This is a genomic window from Mesorhizobium sp. M0011 (genome assembly GCF_040324155.1).
Lineage (GTDB): Bacteria > Pseudomonadota > Alphaproteobacteria > Rhizobiales > Rhizobiaceae > Mesorhizobium.
Genome location: NZ_JAMYVQ010000006.1, coordinates 174,013 through 192,857, shown reverse-complemented (window position 1 = coordinate 192,857; position 18,845 = coordinate 174,013). Strand labels below are relative to the sequence as shown.

The window sequence follows — 18,845 nt, the reverse complement described above, 5'->3', positions numbered from 1 at the left end:
TCGGCCGCGACAAGGGGTTTTGTTTCCATGAGAAAGACCGGCAAGAGCCGACGGACGCAAGAAGCGGCCAGCATCGGCGGCGACCTGATGCTGGCGCCGCTGGTGGCGATGATGCGGCTGCCGTTGATGACCATGGATGGCGGGAGCAGCCAGCCATGGAGCACGGAGACCGCGCGTGCGGTAAACGAGAAGACCGCCGCTATGGCCGAAGGCGTGTTTGCGGCGCAAATGTCCTTCCTGCAATCGGCATCGCGGTTCTGGCCGGAAATCTTTTCCGGCCGCACGCCGTCGCTGTTCAACGGGGTCGCGGCGGAGCGCTCGATCAGCGCCGCGCTGAAGCCGGCAAGCCGTGCCGTGAAAGCGAATTTTCGCCGGCTGTCCAACAAGACCTGACAGAAGTTGCAGAACTTTGATTTTGCGCATTGACGGGCGCATGCGCTAGAATCAGTCAGTACGTCACCGATGGGGGACACGATGGCCGGACAACCGCTCAACCAGCCGGCTGAATCCAGCCGAACTCGACCGCTGGAACTGGGGCGCCTTCTTCCTCAACTGGATCTGGGGCATCGGCAACAGCACTTTCATCGCGTTGCTGGCGCTGATCCCTGTCGTCAACATCATCATGATCATCGTGCTGGGCGCGCGCGGCAGCCGCTGGGCTTGGCAGAACCGCGCCTGGCGTGACGCGGAACAGTTTCGCAAGACGCAGCGCAACTGGGCAATCGCCGGCCTTGCCGTCTGGGTTGTCGGGATTGGCGGCTGCGCGACGATGGTGGGCAGCATTCCCTACGTCCTGAAAGGCAGCGATGCCTATCACATGACGATGGACAGGCTTCGCGCCGACGACCGCGTCAAGGCGGCGTTGGGTGATGATTTGACCGACAGTTTCTGGGTCGGCGGCCATCTCAACGTCAATGCAAATGGGGCCGGCGACGCCCAGTTCGGCATTCCGGTCCACGGCGCCAAGGGCAAGGGCACGGCCTATTCGACCGCTGTCCGGACAGCCGGCACATGGAGCTTGCGCCTGCTGGTCGTCAGGGTCGAGGGAACCAATGCGCCGATCGTGCTGATCAACGAAGATCATGTCCCGATCCCGAATGCTGCAATCGGAATATAGCTGGGCAAAACGCAAAAAAAGCAGCCTAAACACGGGCGCGAAGGCTGACAGTTCGGTCGGCTTTGTGGCCCAACAATCGGGTCACCACTGCTGCGTTCCAGACAAGGAAATATGCTGAAAAGCCGGATGCTGTCTGACAGTATGCGCATGCGTTCATGTGGGCCGGTGGCAATTTCATACAAGGGCACGCGCATATGGTGAGTTCCTTTCGTGCGGTCGTGGTCGGTGGCGGCTGTGTGGGTGCCGGCATTCTCTACGGCCTGGCAAAGCGCGGCTGGACCGATGTGGCATTGTTGGAGCGAACGCAGCTTACGGCCGGGTCGACATGGCATGCCGCGGGGCTCATCCCCTCTTACGCGCGCAGCCGCAATGTCGGCCGCATGATCGCCAGGTCGATCGAAATCTATGAGGGGCTGGAGGCGGAGACGGGCCAGAACGTCGGCTGGCACAAATGCGGCCAGCTGCGCATTGCCAACACGCGCGACAGGCTGGACGAGTACAGAAGCTACATGGACGTTGCCGAGGTCCAGGGTGTGCGGGCCCGGATCGTATCGCCCGCGGAGGCGCGAGAGATCTGGCCGCTGCTCGACAACAACAGCATGCTGGGCGCCCTCTACCATCCCGATGACGGCCACATTGCACCCGCCGATGTCACCCAGGCCATGGCCAAGGGTGCACGCGACCTCGGCGCGAAGATCCATCTTGATACCGAGGTCGTGGGTTTCGAGCGGATGCCGAGCGGCGAGTGGAGGGTCAAGACCTCGCGCGGTGACATCGTTTGCGAACATGTCATCCTTGCGACCGGCAATTACGCACGCCAGACAGGCGCCATGCTGGGCCTGGACATTCCCGCGATCCCGATCCTGCATCAGTACTGGATCACCGAGTCGGTTCCCGAGGTGGTGGAACGCAAACGGCTTGGTCTTCCGGAGATGCCGATCCTCAGGGACGAGGGTTACGAGGGCTATCTGCGCGAAGAGGGGGACGGGCTGATGTTCGGCCCCTATGAGCGTACCGAGCAGCTCAAGCTGTTCGCCGAAAACGGCGTCCCGGAATGGTTCGGCGCCGATCTGCTCGATGAAGATTTCGACGCCGTTTCCTGGAACTGGGAGCGCGCGACCGAACTGGTCCCCGCACTAGGCCGCGCCGGCATCAAGCGGAATGTGCGAGGGCCTTTCCAGATGACGGCCGATGAACTGCCGCTGATGGGGCAGGCGTGGGGCCTGGAGAATGTCTGGCTCGCCGAAGGGGTGCCGGGGGGCATCCTTTGGGGCGGTGCGATTGGCTACTACCTCTCCGAACGGATCGTGGAGGGTGGCAACAGCATCGACACGGCGGAGCTGGATCCCCGTCGGTTCGGCCAATATGCCAACAAGAACTGGACCCGGGCAAAGGTCCGGGAAGCCTGGGGCACCCACGCCGCACAGCACTATCCAGGCCAGGACATGCCGGCGGCACGACCGCAGAAAACGGCCCCTTCCTATGACCGTCTAAGCCAGCTCGGCGCGGTGTGGGATGTGTTGAACGGCTGGGAGATGCCGAGCTGGTTTGCGCCTGCCGGTGTCGAAGCGCGCAACGTCTACAGCTGGCGCTGGACCCCCAAAGGGAACCACGTCGCCGCGGAGGTCCAGGCTGTCCGCCAGACCGCTGGCCTGGTCGAGATGACACCAATGACCAAGTTCGAGGTCAGCGGACCGGGCGCAAGGGACTGGCTCGACGGAATCCTGGCCAACAGACTGCCGCGTCCCGGTCGCGTCGCTCTTGCCCATCACCTGACGCCGGCCGGCGGCGTGCAGGCCGAGTATGTGGTGGCGCGGCTGCAGAGCGACCTGTTCTATCTCATATCGACGCCGCGCGCAGAGCGCTGTAACCTTGACGATCTCCGCCGGCTGTTGCCGAAGGACGGCAGCGTGCATCTGCGCAACGTCACGGAGGATCGCGGCAGCTTCACGGTGGTTGGGCCGAAGGCGCGCGACATATTGCAGCCGCTGACGGAAATAGATCTCTCCAACGAGGCCTTCCCCTGGTTCAGCGTGCAGTCCGGCACTGTCGGCATGGCCAGCGACGTGCGACTGCTGCGCGTCAACTATTCGGGCGAATTGGGATGGGAGCTCTATCATCCGCTCTGCTATCAGCGGCATTTGCTGGATGCGCTCCTGGCCTCGGGGGAGGCGCACGGACTGAGGCTGGTCGGACTTCAAGCGCTGGAATCGCTTCGTCTCGATAAATCCTACCGCGCCATGTATCGCGACATGAATCTCGAACTGTCGGCCTGGGAGAGCGGCCTCGACCGATTCATGAGCCTCGACAAAGGGGGCTTCATCGGCCGCGCGGCACTGGTCGCAAAACAGAAGCAGGGGGCGGCACGCCGGATCGCCACGCTGTCGATCGATACGGACGGTGCGAGCGCGTTCGCCTTCGAGGGCGTCTACCGCGAAGGCGAGCTCGTCGGCCACATCACCTCTGCGGGCTACTCCTACACTTTCGGTCACGACATCGCACTTGCGCTGTTGCCCCTGGAACTTGTGTCGCCCGGTATCGAGCTCGAGGTGTCCATCCTCGGCGAGCGCCGCGCGGCCAAGGTGATCGCGGACTCGCCCTATGATCCGGAAGGCGCCCGCGGGCGCATGTGAGGCATCCCGGAGTACAGTTTCCGGGTTATCGATGTCTCAAAACGTGCTGCAGGGCAAAACGCAAAAACCGCGCTCCATCAGGAACGCGGCTTTGCCAGATACGCATGGCGCTTCGCTACGCAAACACTTTGCGAAACTTATGGCACTTGTCGAAACTTACGGGCTCCGGTACGCGAGACCTGATCCGGAGCGCCGGGCGGATGAGATATGTCCGCCTCGCAGTCCGTTTTATAGGGACATCGTTACCGCGGAGTTATCGAGAGCTTAAGCAAATCTAAATTTGCATTTTTTCCACCGAAGGAAACCGGAAAAACCCGCCAAATCCAAGGGTTACGCTGGGTTACCCCTGAGAAAATTAATTATGCCGGAGAAATCGACGCCGCCATGTCCCTGGGCGTTGAACAAGGCATAGAGCTGGGCTGCTTCGGCACCAAGCGGCGTTACAGCACCCGCACTTTGCGCGGCTTCCTGGGACAATTTCAGGTCTTTCAGCATCAGTGCTGCTGCAAATCCTGGGTTGTAGTCCCTGTTTGCGGGCGAAGTCGGCACCGGGCCGGGCACCGGGCAATAGGTGGTCAAGGACCAGCATTGCCCCGACGAGGTTGAGGCGACGTCGAACAGCGCCTGGTGTGACAGGCCGAGCTTTTCCGCCAGCACGAAGGCTTCGGCGACACCGATCATCGAAATGCCGAGGATCATGTTGTTGCAGATCTTTGCCGCCTGGCCGGCGCCGTCGCCGCCGCAATGGACGATGCGGCCGGCCATCGGCTTCAGGATCGGCTCCGCGGTTGCAAAGGCGTCATCGGAGCCTCCGGCCATGAAGGTCAGCGTGCCGGCTGCGGCACCGCCGGTGCCGCCTGAGACGGGCGCATCGATGGATAGCAGGCCGTGTTTGGCGGCTATGGCGTGCACCTTGCGCGCCGACTCCACATCGATGGTGGAGGAATCGATGAACAGCGCCCCCTTTTTCGCCTTGGGCGCGATGTCTTCGTAGACGGAGAGCACATGCTTGCCAGCGGGAAGCATCGTAATCACCACATCGGCATCCTTCGCTGCGGCAACGGCATTGGCCATCACAGTCACGCCATGCTCTCGGGCGACGGTGAGGCTTTCCGGCACAAGGTCGAAACCATTCACCGCATGCCCCGCCTTGACCAGGTTAGCGGCCATCGGATTACCCATGTTCCCTAGGCCGATGAAGGCAATGGTGCTCATAATGGTGCTCCGTGATTTGGGCTAGGCAGTAGGCAGTAGGCAGTAGGCAGTAGGCATGTCTATTCCGGTGTAAGTCTGACAATGAGTTGGCGAAGCATTTTGCCGATGCCCTCGGTCGATATCAGCAAGTGATCAGCTTGATCATGCGTGGCAAGGCCAATGCGTTCGGCGATCTGGAGGTGTGTCTCGAACTCCTTCAGCGAGCCTTGGGCGATCCGGAGAAATTGCTGATAAGAGCCTCTGTTGTCTCGACCATAACCTTCGGCGATGTTTGCAGGGATAGAGGTCGCTGAACGGCGGATTTGGCTGGTCAACCCGTACAATTCTTCCTTGGGCCATGCCTTGGTCAAAGAATAGGTGGCGACAGCCAGATCCATCGCCTGCTGCCACACGATAAGATCCTTGTACGAACTGATCTTGCCGGTCATCTCACTGCCTACTGCCTACTGCCTACTGCCTACCAATCAGCGCCCGCGCGATGATGACGCGCATGATCTCGTTCGTGCCTTCCAGGATCTGGTGTACCCGCAGGTCCCGCACCAGCTTCTCGATGCCGTAGTCATGCAGGTAGCCATAGCCGCCGAGCAGCTGCAGTGCGTCGTTGGCGACGTTGAAGCCGGTATCGGTGACGAAGCGCTTGGCCATCGCCGACCATTTGCCGGCATCCGGCGCCTTGCTGTCGAGCTTCGAGGCGGCGGCATAAAGGAAAATACGCGCCGCCTGCAGCTCGGTCTCCATGTCGGCCAGTCTGAACTGCAGCGCCTGGAACTGGTTGATCTTCGAGCCGAAGGCCTTGCGCTCGGCGGTGTAGGAAAGCGCCTTGTCGAGCGCCGACTGCGCGCCGCCCAGCGAACAGGCTGATATGTTCAGCCGGCCGCCGTCGAGCCCGGCCATGGCGATGCCGAAGCCCGCGCCTTCGCCGGACAAAAGGTTTTCCGCCGGCACCTTGCAATCCTCGAAAATCACCTGGCGGGTCGACTGCATGTGCCAGCCCATCTTGTGCTCGTTGGCGCCGAAGGAGAGGCCTGGCGCGTCTTTCGGCACGATGATGGTGGAAATGCCTTTCGGCCCCTCGGCACCGGTGCGCACCATGACGGCGTAGACATCGCTGTCGCCAGCGCCGGAGATGAACTGCTTGGTGCCGTTGAGGACATAGTCGTCGCCGCTCCTGACCGCACGGGTCTTGAGCGCCGCGGCATCGGAGCCGGAGCCGGGCTCGGTCAGGCAGTAGCTCGCCAGCCATTCCATCGACGTGAGCTTGGGCAGGAAGCGCTGGCGCTGCTCGTCATTGCCGAAACGGTCGATCATCGAGGCCACCATGTTGTGGATCGAGATGAAGGACGAGAAGGCCGGATCGGCGTGCGCAAGCGCCTCGAAGATCAGTACGGCATCGAGCCGGCCGAGCGCGGAACCACCGACGTCATCGCTGATATAGATGCCGCCAAGGCCGAGCGGCCCGGTCTCGCGGATCACGTCGGCCGGGAAATGCTTGTTGCAGTCCCAGTCTAACGCATTCGGCGCGACACGGTCTGCGGCGAAGGCCTGCGCCATCTCCTGGATGGCGCGCTGCTCCTCGTTAAGTTCGAACTGGCTGGTGCTCGCATCGACCGCGGCGTCCATGGCGTGCTCCCTAATCTTCGACCTGTTGGCCTGTCGTTTTTGGCTTTGCGCGCGCACCAATCTAGACCAATGATGCCGCCGCGCAACCCGAGCCTATCAACCGGCCATTTGGGGAGCGGCTGTGCATCAATGCATGTCCGGAGCACAATGTGACGACAAAATTCGATGAACTGCTGGGCCGGTTCCACGCATACCTTGCGTCCGTGGATCACGCCTTGGTGCGCGAAGCCGTGGCGCGCATTGGCTGGGGCATGCCGGCCCGCACGCTGGAGCCACATCCGCTTGCCTGCCAGCGCCATCTTGATCGCGCCGCCGAACTGGCGCCGTCGGGTGCCAAGCCGCTGGTGCAACTGCTTGCCGAGCGTCGGAATGATTTCCGCTGGGGGCAGACCTACAGCGAGGCGGATTTCGGAAAAGAGTTCATCGACAATTACGGCTGGCTGGAAGTGTTCGGCAACCGAGGCCACTTCGCCAATGACGCGGTCGCCGCCGGCGTGCTGATCCTTGGGCCTGATATCGTCTATCCCGACCACCATCACATTGCCGAGGAAATCTACATTCCGCTGACCGGCGGTACCGAATGGCGCATGGGCGAGAGCGGCTTTTGCATGCGCACGGCCGGCGAGGTCGTCCACCACGCGTCCAACGTCAATCACGCCATGCGCACCGGCAAGGACCCATTGCTGGCGCTCTACATCTGGCGCGGCGGGCCGCTGGCGCAGAAATCCGATATTACCGGAACCGTGGCGCAGGGCAGGGGCTGATGGCCAAAGCGATCATGTTGCAAGGCACGGGTTCGGATGTCGGCAAGACGGTGCTGGTCGCCGGCCTCTGCCGCGCGGCAAAGAACCGTGGTCTGAACGTGCGGCCGTTCAAGCCGCAGAACATGTCGAACAACGCCGCTGTCGCCGATATTCCCGGCGACAAAGCTGGCGGCGGTGAGATCGGCCGCGCGCAATGGCTGCAGGCGATCGCTTGCGGCGTCGCGCCATCGGTCCACATGAACCCGGTGCTGCTCAAGCCGCAGACCGATGTCGGCGCGCAGGTCATCGTGCAGGGCAAGGTGTTCGGCGAAGCGCGGGCGCGCGACTACCAGGCACTGAAAGGCCGGCTGATGGATGCCGTTCTGGACTCCTGGGGCAAGGTCGGCGAGGGCGCCGATCTGGTCATCGTCGAGGGCGCCGGTTCGCCGGCCGAGATCAACCTGCGCAGCCGCGACATCGCCAATATGGGCTTTGCCACGCGCGCCGACGTGCCGGTGGTGCTGGTCGGCGACATCGATCGCGGCGGCGTCATCGCTTCGGTCGTCGGCACGCATCTGATCCTGCCGGAAGAGGACCGGCGCATGATCGTCGGCTACCTCATCAACAAGTTTCGCGGCGACGTTTCGCTGTTCGACGACGGTCTGAAGTCGATCGAGACATTCACGGGATGGCGCTGTTTCGGTGTCGTTCCGTGGCTGAAGGCGGCGGCACGCCTGCCTTCGGAAGATTCGGTGGTGCTGGAACGGCTGGCATCCGGCGAAGCGCGCGCGCTGAAGGTGGCGGTGCCGATGCTTGGCCGCATCGCCAATTTCGACGATCTCGACCCGCTCAAGGCCGAACCGCAGGTCGAGGTGGTGTTCGTGCCGCCGGGAAAGCCGCTGCCGGCCGATGCCGGACTGGTGGTCATTCCGGGCTCCAAGTCGACGATCGGCGATCTCCTGAAATTCCGCGAGAACGGCTGGGATCGCGACTTGCTGGCCCATCGCAAGCGCGGCGGCCATGTCGTCGGCATTTGCGGTGGTTTCCAGATGCTCGGCCGTGCTGTCCGCGATCCCGACGGCGTCGAGGGCAGCGTCACCGAAGCCGAAGGGCTAGGCCTGCTCGACGTCGAAACGGTGATGGAACCGGAAAAGACGGTGCGCAATATCAGCGCCCGTTCGGTGCAATTCGACTTGCCGCTCGAAGGCTACGAAATCCATCTCGGCCGCACCACCGGACCGGATACGCTGCGGCCGTCGGCAATCATCAATGGCATCGAGGATGGGGCGGTGTCGGCCGACGGCAAGGTGATCGGCACCTATATGCACGGTCTGTTTGGCGCCGACGGCTTTCGCGGGAAATTCCTCGAAAGCCTCGGCATCAAGGGCGGTGGCATCGACTATCGGGCCGAGGTCGAGCGGGCCTTGGACGAGGTCGCAGCCGAGCTGGAGACTTATCTCGACTGCGACGCGATCTTTGCGCTGGCTCGATAGAGCCCGTTTGGCGAACCACCTTGGCAACTAGCGATAAACGCCCATCACGTCGTCATCCACGGGCGGAGCAAGGAGCGTAGCGACGCGGCGCAGACCCGAGGATCCATGCCGCGACTTCGAAGCGTTGCTTCGGTGCAGAATTCTGCTCCGTTGCACTCTTTGGTTGAGGTCACGGCATGGATACCAGGGTCTCCGCGACGGAGCTTCGCTCCTGCTTCGCCCTGGTATGACGAAGTTCGGACGCTTTCGCCGACTTCAAGCGCTGGCGATGGTCGTTCAGGCCCTTTCGCTTCCCTTCGGCCAGTAGGTGCCGAAGGACCAGACATTGCCTTCCGGGTCGCGGCAGATGAATTCGCGGCTGCCATAGTCGCGGTTGGTCAATTCCTGGATGATCGTGGCGCCGGCCTTCTTGGCCTTGGCATAGGCGGCATCGGCATCATCGACTGCAATGTAGATCGACTTGCCGCCGCCTGAGCCGGGCTCGCCGACCATCTTGCCGTAGTCGTCGTCGCGCACCGTGCCCAGCATGATCATTGAGGAGCCGAAGACCAGTTCGGCATGGTGCACGACATCGCCTTCGCCATAGCGGGCCCGGACGCTGAAGCCGAAAGCCTCGCCCAGCCAGTCGATCATTTTTGCCGCGTTCTTGTAGCGCAAAGCGGGGTAAAGCCGCGGCGCTTCAGTGGTGGTTGGCATGGGAACCTCCTTCATTGGGTTGGTCGATAACCCACCCCGCTCAAAGGCCGTTCCAGCGTCTTGAAGAAATGTTACCTGACTGAAAGCGAGGTTGGCGTCTCGCCGGCAAGATCACGAAACTCGCGCACGAGATGCGCCTGGTCGGCATAACCGCAATCGGCGGCGATATCCGCCCAGTCGGCGGTCTGCTGCCTCGACAGACCGAGCGCGCGGTTGAAGCGCACGATGCGCGACAGCGTCTTGGGGCCGATGCCGATGGCGTTGGAAAAACCGCTGGCGAGATGCTTGCGGCTCCAGCCCAGTCTTTCTGCAATCGATGAAATGCGGGTCCGGCCTCCGGACGTGATGATACGGTCAAAGGCCCAGGCGATTTCGAGCGGCGTCTCTGCGGCATTCTCGAGACGGGCGGTGACGAAGGCTTCGGCCACGTCGAAACGCGTGGCCCAGTCCGGCGCGTTGCCAAGCCGTTCACGCAGCGCCATGCCTTGCGCGCCAAGCACGTCGTCGAGGGCGACCATGCTGTCAGCCAGCTCGCTCATCGGCAGGCGGAAGAAACGGCGTGCGCCAAGCGGCGTGAAGTTGACCTGGACGCAGCAGGCGCCGCCGAAGGATTCGATCACCACCGGTCCGGCATAGAGACCGGCGGCGAAACTGGCGAAGCGGTCATTGTCGCCGGGCGCCTTACCGAGGCCGATGGCGAAGGGTTCGGCGAAGCTGATGACCAGCGGTACGGTGAGCGACGCGTATTCGACGTTGCGCATATGGCCGGGCGCCATTTCGCGATAGCCGCAAATGTCTGACACAATGCCCTCAAGTCGAGGGTCGGGCAGGCGCCGGCGCATCTCGAACCGCCCGGCGACGGATCGGTCCTGCTCTTGCTGGGGTTGCATATCGACGGGCATTGGCCATCCTTGCGCCAAGTCAAATCTAGCAGACTCGAGGCCGGAATCAAAAGCGCCCGGCTTTTGGCCGGGCGCTCCTCGTCCCCACTTCAAGGGAAATGGTCAGGCGCCGCGCATCAAGCAGCCGCCGGCAAGCACGATGAAAGCGATAAGAACAATCCACACCGATGCGAGTGGAATGAACGCAAGAACGCCAAGCGCGGCGAGTGCGCCGACGATGGCGATAACAACGGAAATGATAAAAACGATCTGCGTAGGTGCGCTAAGATTCATGTGTGGCTCCTCCAACATGATTCGAACAGCGGCATTCTATCAGGGCGCGTGATCACACACCAATCAGGGCGCGCAGTGGGTTCGCCAGGTCGGCCAGCAGCTTCAAAGCAAGCGCCAGGCACACGATTACCAGCAGCGGCTTGATCAGTTTTGCGCCGATGCGCATGGCCAGGCTGGCGCCGACGCGGGCGCCGAGGAACTGGGCAACGCCCATCATCAGGCCGATCTTCCAGTAGACGACGCCGAAGGCCGCGAAGACGATGAAGCCGCCGATGTTGGAGGCGAAGTTGAGCAGCTTGGTATGCGCCGTCGCCTTGAGCACGCCATAGCCGGCAAGCGCCACGAACGCCAGCATGTAGAAGGAGCCTGCGCCCGGTCCAAACAGGCCATCGTAGAAGCCGATGGCGGGCACAAGGATCAGTCCGAACAGGAAGGGCGACAGCCGCTCGGCGCGGTCGATGTCGTTCATGTTGGGCTTGAACGCGAAGTAGAGCGCGATGGCGATCAGCACGATAGGCAGGGCAGCCCGCAGAATGTCACCCGGCACGATCGTTGCCAGCAAGGCGCCGATGGCGCTTCCGACAAGGGCCAGAAGCGCCGACGGCAATTGCCGGCGGAGGTCGACATGACCCTTCGATGCGTAGTGGATGGTCGCCGAGCCCGAACCGAACATGCCCTGGAGTTTGTTGGTGGCGAGCGCCTGGACCGGCGTGAAGCCGGCAAGCAGCAGCGCCGGCACCGTGATCAGCCCGCCACCGCCGGCGATCGAATCGACAAAGCCCGCGGCAAAGGCGGCGAAGGCGAGCATGGCGACGGTCTGGATGCTAAGGTCGATCATCTGGTGTATGGGGTGTCCGGCCGGCTGAAATATCGGGCGTTCGACCACGGCCGCCCTGTTTGCGCAAGGTCGATTCCGCGCTACCTCTATCCAAGCGCATCGCGCTTGGATTTGTATTTGTGTGGTTAACCGGAAAGAGGCTCCTGATGGCATTCGCATTGCTGGACCAGATACGTCAGATATTCGACGGCGACCCGGGTGTGCGCAAGGTGGCGGACGATCCGGTCCTATCGGCGGAACTGCTGATGCTGTTTCGCATGATCCTGGCCGATGGGTCGGTCAGCGAGAGCGAGATGGTTGCCTTCCGGCGCATCTGCAAGGACGCCTTCGGCATTCAGGAAAGCAGCATCGACAGCGTCATCGAATATCTCAACGAGTTCGGCTACGAGACCAACGGCTCGCAGGCGATTGCACTGTTCCGCGATCTCGACATCGAGCGGCGCCGGCAATTGGCCAAACATATGGCGGAGATCGCCAAGGCCGATTCGCAACTGGCCGAGAGCGAGGTGCGCCTGCTGCGCCGCACGCTCGACCTGCTCGATATCAGCCCGGTCGATGTGGTGAAGCCGCAGGAGTGATTGGGCCGCCTTCTCTCCTGATCAGCCTTGCTCTCGCAGCCGCTTGGCGATCGCCCGGTGTAAATCAGGGGCTGCGGTGACAAGTGCCTTGGCCGCCTCCGACTGCGGGTGATCCAGCACCTCGTTTGTCTTGCCGCGCTCGACGATCTTGCCGTCATGCATGACCAGCACCTCGTCCGTGATGGCCCGGGCGACGGTCAGGTCGTGGGTGATGAAGAGATAGGCGATGCCGAGCTTCTGGTTGAGTTCGGCGAACAAATCGAGGATTTGGGCGCGGATCGAGACGTCGAGCGCCGAGACCGGCTCGTCGGCGACGACCAGTTTCGGGCGGGTGATGATGGCGCGGGCGATCGACAGGCGCTGGCGTTGGCCGCCGGAAAATTCGTGCGGGTATTTGTCCATGTCGCTGATGCCGAGACCGACTTCGTGCAGCGCATGCGCCACCATCTCGCGGCGCTCGGCGCGTGTCGGCTTTTTCTCCAGTACATGCAGGGGTTCGGCGACCAGTTTTTCGACCGTCTGGCGCGGGTCGAAGGAGCCGTAGGGATCCTGGAAGACGACCTGCATGTCACGGCGGGCCGGCTTCAGCTCGGCTTCGCTCTTGCCGGTGACGGTCTCGCCTCGGAACCGGATCGTGCCCGAGCTTGGCTGGTCCAGCGCCAGGATCATGCGGGCGAGCGTTGACTTGCCGCAACCGGAGCGGCCGACCAGCGCCACTGACTGACCCGGCGCCATCGACAGGGACACGTCGTCGACGGCTCGGATACCAGGCGCACGCTTGAACAGCGAAGTGCGCCGGCCGGGATAGTCGCGCGTCACGCCCTCGACCAGAAGCAGGGGATGGCCCGCCTCGATGCCATGCGGCCTGGCGCGCGCCGGCACATGCATCGAGGCCTGCGCCAGCTGGCGCGTATAGGGATGGAGCTGTTCGGACAGCGTGCGCGCCGTGTCGCCGGCTTCCATCACCTCGCCGCCGCGCAGGATGGTGATGCGGTCGGCCATCTCGGTGACCACGGCGAGGTCATGCGAGATCAGGAGCAGGCCCATGCGGCTTTCGGCGACGAGGTCGCGCAAGAGGTCGAGGATCTGCGCCTGCAGCACCACGTCGAGCGCCGTCGTCGGCTCGTCGGCGATCAGCAGCTTCGGCTTCAGCGCGCAGGCGATGGCGATGACGACGCGCTGGCGCTGGCCGCCGGACAGTTCATGCGGATAGCGCGACATCGGGAATTTCGCCGAGGGCAAGCCGACACGGTCGAGCATTTTTCGCGCCCGGTCTTCGGCCTCGGCGCGGCTGGCCTTGGTGTGCCAGCGTATGCCTTCGGCAACCTGTTCGCCGATGGTCTTGACCGGGTTGAGCGCCGTCATCGGCTCCTGGAAGACCATGCCGATGTCGTCGCCGCGCAGCGCGCACATCTGGTCCTCGGTTGCTGCCAGGATGTCGATGCCGTCGAATGTGACATGTCCGGTGGCGCGCGCGGCATGGGGCAGAAGCTGCATCACCGTCAGCGCGGTCATCGATTTGCCCGAACCGGATTCGCCGACCAGCCCCATCACCTCGCCGGGCGCGACGGAAAGCTCCACACCCCTGAGGATCTGCGTGTCGCCGATAGTCAGCGACAGGTTCTCAATGTCGAGCAGGCTCATCGCTGCCGCCGCGATTTCGGATCGAGGATGTCGGCAATGCCGTCGCCCAGCAGGTTCAGTCCCAGCACGGCGACGACGATCGCCATGCCCGGAAAGATCGCCATCCATGGCGCCACCACCATGCGGGTCTGCGCGTCGAACAGCATGCGGCCCCAGCTCGGCATCGGCGGCTGGGCACCCAGGCCCAGATAGGAAAGCCCGGCCTCGGCCAGGATGCCCAGCGCGAACTGGATGGTGCCCTGCACCAGGAGCAGCGTGGCGATGTTGGGCAGCACATGTTCGATTGTGATCTGCGTGCTGCTCTTGCCGGCGGCGCGCGCGGCCAGAATGAACTCGCGCGGCCAGATCGCCAGCGCGCCGGCGCGGGCGACACGGGCAAAGACCGGGATGTTGAAGATGCCGATGGCGATGATGGCGTTGATCGCGCCCGGCCCGAAGATGGCGGTGATCATGATCGCCGACAGCAAAGCCGGGAAGGCGAAGACGAGATCGTTCAGCCGCATCAGTGCCTCGTCGACGAGGCCGCCGCGTGCCGCGGCAAAGGCGCCGAGCGGCACGCCGACCCCCATGCCGATGCCAACCGCGACCAGCGCCACAGCAATCGAATTGCGGGCGCCGACCATGACCATCGACAGGATGTCGCGGCCGAAATGATCGGTGCCGAACCAGTGCGTCAGAGAGGGGGCTTGCGTCTTGTCCGATATCACCAGTTTGGTGACGTCGTAGGGCGTCCACGCATAGGAGACGATTGCCATTGCCAGGATCAGCAGGGTGATGACGAAACCGGCCACGAAGGCGGTGTTCCTGAATGCCTTGACCAGGATGCTGCCGAACGTCTCCTCTGGGATGTCGATGTGCAGTGTCATTGCCGGCTTCTCAGGCGCGGATCGACAACCGCATAGGAAAGATCGACGAGAAGGTTGACGGCGATGACGGCGGCGACCAGCAGCATGACGACGCTTTCGACGACGATCAGATCGCGCTGGGTGATGGCCTGGAACACCAGCCGGCCGAGGCCGGGCAGGTAAAAGACATTCTCGATGATGATGGTGCCGGCAAGCAGAAAGGCGAACTGCAGGCCCAGAATGGTCAGCACCGGGATCATGGCGTTGCGCAGTGCATGCCGCCACAAGACTGCGCGATAGCGCAGGCCCTTGGCGCGGGCGGTGCGGATATAGTCCTCGTTCAGCACCTCGATCAGCGCCGAGCGGGTGACGCGCGCCAGGATCGCGGCTTGCGGCAAGGCGAGAGCCACCGCCGGCAGCAGCAGCGATTTCAGGGCTGGCCAGACGCCTGCACTCCAGCCGGGAAACCCACCGGCCGGGACCAGCCGCAGCCAGACGGCGAACACATAGATCAGCATCAGCGCGAACCAGAAATTGGGCACGGCGACGCCAAGCTGTGCGGCACCCATCGAAATCGTATCACCGGCGCGTCCACGTCGGCTGGCGGAAAACAGGCCAACGGGAATCGCGATGATGGTGGAGAGCGCAAGCGCAATCAGCGCCAGCGGCAGCGAGACGGCAAGCCGCTCGCGCACCAGATCGATGACCGGCACCGAATAGGTGTAGGAGCGGCCGAAATCGAGGCTGAGCAGGCCGCTGGCCCAGTGCAGATAGCGCCAAGCCAGTGGAGCGTTGAGGCCCATCTGGTTGCGGAGAAGTTCGATCTGGTCGGCGCTTGCGTTCATGCCCAGCATCAGCCGTGCCGGATCGCCGGGCAGGATCTCCAGCACGGCGAACACCACCATGGAAGCCAGCAGCAGCGTGGCGATGGCGACGGCGATGCGTTTTAGGAGATAGGCGGTCATGGAAGCGGAGGCACTGTTATTTTGTCCACCGGGCAAAGGTTGCGTTCCCGCACACCCCCCTCTGTCCTGCCGGACATCTCCCCCGCAAGGGGGGAGATTGTGCTCTCATCGAGGCTTTCGCCAATCGTTGACGGTGCGCAGACCAAGAAGGTTGCAAAGGGTGCACCATCGGCCAAACTGCCGATCTCCCCCCTTGCGGGGGAGATGCCCGGCAGGGCAGAGGGGGGTGTGACGGAGCGCAAGTTCCGCCAGGCAGCCTGAGTCTTCAATCCGACCACTTCACCTTGGTCAAATCATTGGCCTGGATCGGTGCGTTTTCCCACAGCCCTTGCAGCTTGGCGTCCCAGACTCCGACCTTCGGCAATTCGTAGAGGAAGCCGACCACGGCATCGTCGGCCAGGATCTTCTGTGCCTGCCCCAGCAATTCCTTGCGCTTGGCTTCGTCGGAGGTGACGCCGAGATCGGCGATCACCTTGTCGAAAGCCGGATTGTCGTAGTTGAAATAATAGTCCTTGCGCGAATAGATATCGATGTCGTTGGGCTCGGTGTGGGAGACGATGGTCAGGTCGTAATCCTTCTTGGTGAACACCTGATCCAGCCACTGTGCCCATTCGACCGGAATGATTTCCAGATCGATGCCGACGTCGCGAAGTTGTGAAGCGATGATCTCGCCGCCGAGCCGCGCATAGGCGGGCGGCGGCAGTTTCAGCGTCGCCTTGAAGCCGTTCTCGAGGCCTGCCTCCTTCAGCAGTTCCTTGGCCTTGGCGACATCATGCGGGTAGCGGCCGGTGAGGTCGACATAGTCCTTGTTGGCCGGCGACATATGCGAGCCGATCGGCTGGCCGAGGCCGGCCGAGGCGCCGTCGATGATCGCCTTGCGGTCGAGCGCGTAGGAGATCGCCTGTCTTACCTGCAGCTTGTCGAAAGGCGGCTTCTTGTTGTTGATCGACAGGATGGTCTCACCCTCGGTCGCGCCGATCACAACCTTGAAGCGCGGGTCGTCCTTGACCTGGGCGACGCTGTCGGCATCGAAGAACGGGAAAGCCTGGATGTCGCCCGAGAGCAGCGCCGGCACATAGGCGGCTGCATCCGGCACCATGCGGAACTCGGCCTTGTCGAGGGACGCCGGCGTACCCCAGTAGTTATCCGATTTGACCAAGGTGATCGACGATCCCTTGGCCCAGCTCTGGAACTTGAACGGGCCGGTGCCGATCGGTTTCTCCTTGTTGGTATCGGCAGATTCCGGCGCCACGATTACCGCGTCGCCCCAGCCCATATTGTAGAGGAACGAGCCCTGCGGGTTTTTCAGCGTGACCTTGACGATTGCCGGGTCGACCACGTCGACTTTGTCGATGGCGGCGAACAGGCCCTTTTGTGCGTTGACGGAATTTTCGGCGCGGGCTCGATCGAGCGAGAATTTCACGTCGCTGGCGTCGAAGTCGGTGCCGTCATGGAATTTCACGCCGGTGTGCAGCTTGAAGGTGTAGACCTTTCCATCATCGGAAATGGTCCAGCTTTCGGCCAGATCCGGCAGCACCTCGCCATTCGGCCCGATGCGTGTCAGCCCCTCGAACACATTGGCGTAGAGAACCTCGTCGATTGCCGCGGCGGCACCTGCGGTTGGGTCGAGATGCGGGGGTTCGAGCGGAATGCCGATGACCAGGTCGGTTCGCGCGGCAAACGCGGAGGTGCCGGCGGCCAGCGACAGCACCGCGGCCGCCAGAATGGTTTTCCACAATTTCATCGTGCAACTCCCCATGCGTTCAGACACGTGCTCGAACCCGGGCGATAGAAGCGTGATTTCGCCACGGAGTAAATTGCGTTTCGTTCTGCCCGTTGGCGGGGCCGGGAATGTTTTTGTCCTGGCGACCGCATCGGCAGGTCGAAGCTTGTCGCGGTGCGCACCTTATTCCGCGGCTGTGCCGCGCAGCAGCACGTTGAGCCCTATTGCCATCACCTTGGCCGATTCCACCATGTCCGATATGCCGACCCATTCGTCCGGCCGATGCGCGAGGTCGAGAATGCCCGGCCCATAGGCGATGCAATCATAGATATGGCCGATGCGCGCAATGTGCTTCTGGTCGTAGGTGCCGGGCGAAATGACATAGTCGGGTTCGCGGTCGAAGATCGCCATGATGCCTTGCGCAACCGCCTTGACCACCGGGGCGTCGCGCTCGGTCATCAGCGGCAGCACTTCCATCAGGTCGCGGATTTCGTAGTCGAATTTTGTCCGCTCGCGCTTTAGCCGGTCGAGAATACCGGTCACTTCGCCTTTGACGGTGTCGAGATCTTCCTCCAGCAGGAAACGGCGGTCGATGGTCAGCCGGCAGGAGTCGGGCACGTTGGGCGACGGCAGGCCGGGCCGGAAGTCCTCGGTCTGGCCGCCATGGATCGAATTGATGTTCATGGTCGAGCGTTTTGCCCCTTCGGGCACGACCGGCATGCGCGTCATCTTGCGGTCGAGTGCGGGGAACAGCTCGTCCTCGAAAGCCCTCAGCACGGCGCCCATGTGACGTACGGCATTGTCGCCGAGAAACGGCATCGAGCCGTGCGCGATCTCCCCCTTGGTCTCGATCTCGGCCCACCAGACACCGCGATGACCGAGGCAGATGCGGTCCTTGTTGAGTGGCTCGGGTATGATGACGTGGTCGACTCTGGGCTTCGAGAAATAGCCCAGGCTCGCCAGATGGGCGACGCCGCCGAAACCACCGGACTCCTCGTCGACCGTGCCGGATATTTCGATGGCGCCGGGAAAATCGGGGAAGACTTCCAGGAAGGCTTCGGCTGCGACGATCGAGGCGGCAAGACCGCCCTTCATGTCGCAGGCGCCGCGGCCGTAGACCTTGCCGTCTTTGACGATGCCGGCAAAAGGATCGACGGTCCAGCCGTCGCCAGCTTCGACCACGTCGATGTGCGAGTTGAAGTGGACGCAGGCGCCTGACGATCTTCCGTCGAAACGGGCAACGACATTGACGCGCGGGTAGCGGTCGGTGTCGCCGGGCGTGCCTTCGGCGCGGATGAATTCGGTCTCGAAACCGCTCTTCTTCAGCCGCGCGCCGAGATATTCGGCGCATGGCCGATAGGCCTCGCCGGGTGGATTGATGGTCGGAAAACGGATCAGCTCAGTGGTCAGCGCGACGACATCGTCGCGCCTGTCATCGATTGCCCGGAGGAGTCGCTCGTTCATGCCCAGAGTTGAGCAGTGATCTCAGCGGTTTTGCAAGCCCGTTGGTGATCGAGCCTGGGCGGCGTGTCGTTGCGGCAACTATTGCGGGAAATCGTT

The 18,845-nt window shown here is 62.9% G+C and carries 18 protein-coding genes; 6 read left to right on the top strand and 12 right to left on the bottom strand.

Features of this window, described 5'->3' with window-relative positions:
- Positions 1 to 27: 27 nt before the first annotated feature.
- From NKK51_RS09530 to NKK51_RS09520, 3 genes are all read left to right on the top strand, one after another.
- Positions 28 to 393 (top strand): hypothetical protein, encoded by a 366-nt coding sequence (locus NKK51_RS09530; protein WP_023812284.1) that lies wholly within the window; start codon positions 28 to 30, stop codon positions 391 to 393.
- A 196-nt stretch (positions 394 to 589) separates the two neighbouring features.
- Complete coding sequence (locus tag NKK51_RS09525; protein WP_352552460.1) at positions 590 to 1,117, top strand: cytochrome c oxidase assembly factor Coa1 family protein; 528 nt, start codon at positions 590 to 592, stop codon at positions 1,115 to 1,117.
- A gap of 194 nt (positions 1,118 to 1,311) precedes the next feature.
- Entirely contained in the window at positions 1,312 to 3,750 is a 2,439-nt protein-coding gene (locus NKK51_RS09520; RefSeq protein WP_352552459.1) for a GcvT family protein, read from the top strand.
- Positions 3,751 to 4,080: 330 nt separating this feature from the next.
- On the opposite strand, the gene mmsB is transcribed toward NKK51_RS09520, so the two are convergent.
- Genes mmsB through NKK51_RS09505 form a run of 3 tightly spaced genes read right to left on the bottom strand, consistent with a single transcriptional unit; the run spans position 4,081 to position 6,585 of the window.
- A complete protein-coding gene (mmsB, locus tag NKK51_RS09515; RefSeq protein WP_128303970.1) occupies positions 4,081 to 4,965 on the bottom strand; it encodes a 3-hydroxyisobutyrate dehydrogenase in 885 nt (294 codons plus the stop codon).
- 59 nt (positions 4,966 to 5,024) lie between these two features.
- Positions 5,025 to 5,393, bottom strand: a complete 369-nt coding sequence (locus tag NKK51_RS09510) for a four helix bundle protein (protein WP_023812280.1) — start codon at positions 5,391 to 5,393, stop codon at positions 5,025 to 5,027.
- A gap of 22 nt (positions 5,394 to 5,415) precedes the next feature.
- Entirely contained in the window at positions 5,416 to 6,585 is a 1,170-nt protein-coding gene (locus NKK51_RS09505; RefSeq protein ID WP_352552457.1) for an isobutyryl-CoA dehydrogenase, read from the bottom strand.
- 149 nt (positions 6,586 to 6,734) lie between these two features.
- Here NKK51_RS09505 and NKK51_RS09500 point away from each other — a divergent pair, with 149 nt between their 5' ends.
- Complete coding sequence (locus tag NKK51_RS09500) at positions 6,735 to 7,349, top strand: dimethylsulfonioproprionate lyase family protein (RefSeq protein WP_352552456.1); 615 nt, start codon at positions 6,735 to 6,737, stop codon at positions 7,347 to 7,349.
- The gene (locus NKK51_RS09495; RefSeq protein WP_352552454.1) at positions 7,349 to 8,821 is read left to right on the top strand and encodes a cobyric acid synthase; all 1,473 of its coding nucleotides are present in this window, start codon (positions 7,349 to 7,351) and stop codon (positions 8,819 to 8,821) included. Before NKK51_RS09500 ends, NKK51_RS09495 begins: the two co-directional genes overlap by 1 nt.
- Before the next feature lie 276 nt (positions 8,822 to 9,097).
- Here NKK51_RS09495 and NKK51_RS09490 read toward each other — a convergent pair whose 3' ends face one another.
- The 4 genes from NKK51_RS09490 to NKK51_RS09475 all read right to left on the bottom strand — a co-directional run bounded on the left by NKK51_RS09490 (position 9,098) and on the right by NKK51_RS09475 (position 11,530).
- The gene (locus tag NKK51_RS09490) at positions 9,098 to 9,517 is read right to left on the bottom strand and encodes a VOC family protein (protein WP_352552452.1); all 420 of its coding nucleotides are present in this window, start codon (positions 9,515 to 9,517) and stop codon (positions 9,098 to 9,100) included.
- Positions 9,518 to 9,588: 71 nt separating this feature from the next.
- On the bottom strand, positions 9,589 to 10,419 hold the full coding sequence (locus tag NKK51_RS09485; RefSeq protein WP_352552450.1) for a helix-turn-helix domain-containing protein: 831 nt from the start codon (positions 10,417 to 10,419) through the stop codon (positions 9,589 to 9,591).
- A gap of 102 nt (positions 10,420 to 10,521) precedes the next feature.
- Complete coding sequence (locus NKK51_RS09480; protein ID WP_352552448.1) at positions 10,522 to 10,692, bottom strand: hypothetical protein; 171 nt, start codon at positions 10,690 to 10,692, stop codon at positions 10,522 to 10,524.
- Between the two features lie 52 nt (positions 10,693 to 10,744).
- Complete coding sequence (locus tag NKK51_RS09475) at positions 10,745 to 11,530, bottom strand: TSUP family transporter (RefSeq protein ID WP_352552446.1); 786 nt, start codon at positions 11,528 to 11,530, stop codon at positions 10,745 to 10,747.
- A gap of 146 nt (positions 11,531 to 11,676) precedes the next feature.
- Between NKK51_RS09475 and NKK51_RS09470 the strand changes: the two genes are divergently transcribed.
- Positions 11,677 to 12,108, top strand: coding sequence for a TerB family tellurite resistance protein (locus tag NKK51_RS09470; protein ID WP_352552444.1), 432 nt, complete (start codon positions 11,677 to 11,679; stop codon positions 12,106 to 12,108).
- 21 nt (positions 12,109 to 12,129) lie between these two features.
- Here the strand turns inward: NKK51_RS09470 and NKK51_RS09465 are convergent, their stop codons facing one another.
- From NKK51_RS09465 to NKK51_RS09445, 5 genes are all read right to left on the bottom strand, one after another.
- On the bottom strand, positions 12,130 to 13,752 hold the full coding sequence (locus tag NKK51_RS09465) for an ABC transporter ATP-binding protein (RefSeq protein WP_352552443.1): 1,623 nt from the start codon (positions 13,750 to 13,752) through the stop codon (positions 12,130 to 12,132).
- Positions 13,749 to 14,618 (bottom strand): ABC transporter permease, encoded by an 870-nt coding sequence (locus NKK51_RS09460; protein ID WP_352552441.1) that lies wholly within the window; start codon positions 14,616 to 14,618, stop codon positions 13,749 to 13,751. The genes NKK51_RS09465 and NKK51_RS09460 overlap by 4 nt, the downstream gene beginning before the upstream one ends.
- The gene (locus tag NKK51_RS09455) at positions 14,615 to 15,562 is read right to left on the bottom strand and encodes an ABC transporter permease (protein ID WP_352552440.1); all 948 of its coding nucleotides are present in this window, start codon (positions 15,560 to 15,562) and stop codon (positions 14,615 to 14,617) included. Before NKK51_RS09455 ends, NKK51_RS09460 begins: the two co-directional genes overlap by 4 nt.
- A gap of 265 nt (positions 15,563 to 15,827) precedes the next feature.
- Positions 15,828 to 17,306 carry an ABC transporter substrate-binding protein gene (locus NKK51_RS09450; RefSeq protein ID WP_352552438.1) on the bottom strand — a complete coding sequence of 493 codons (1,479 nt, stop codon included), beginning with the start codon at positions 17,304 to 17,306 and terminating at the stop codon, positions 15,828 to 15,830.
- 162 nt (positions 17,307 to 17,468) lie between these two features.
- On the bottom strand, positions 17,469 to 18,749 hold the full coding sequence (locus NKK51_RS09445; RefSeq protein WP_128303980.1) for an acetylornithine deacetylase/succinyl-diaminopimelate desuccinylase family protein: 1,281 nt from the start codon (positions 18,747 to 18,749) through the stop codon (positions 17,469 to 17,471).
- Positions 18,750 to 18,845: the final 96 nt, after the last annotated feature.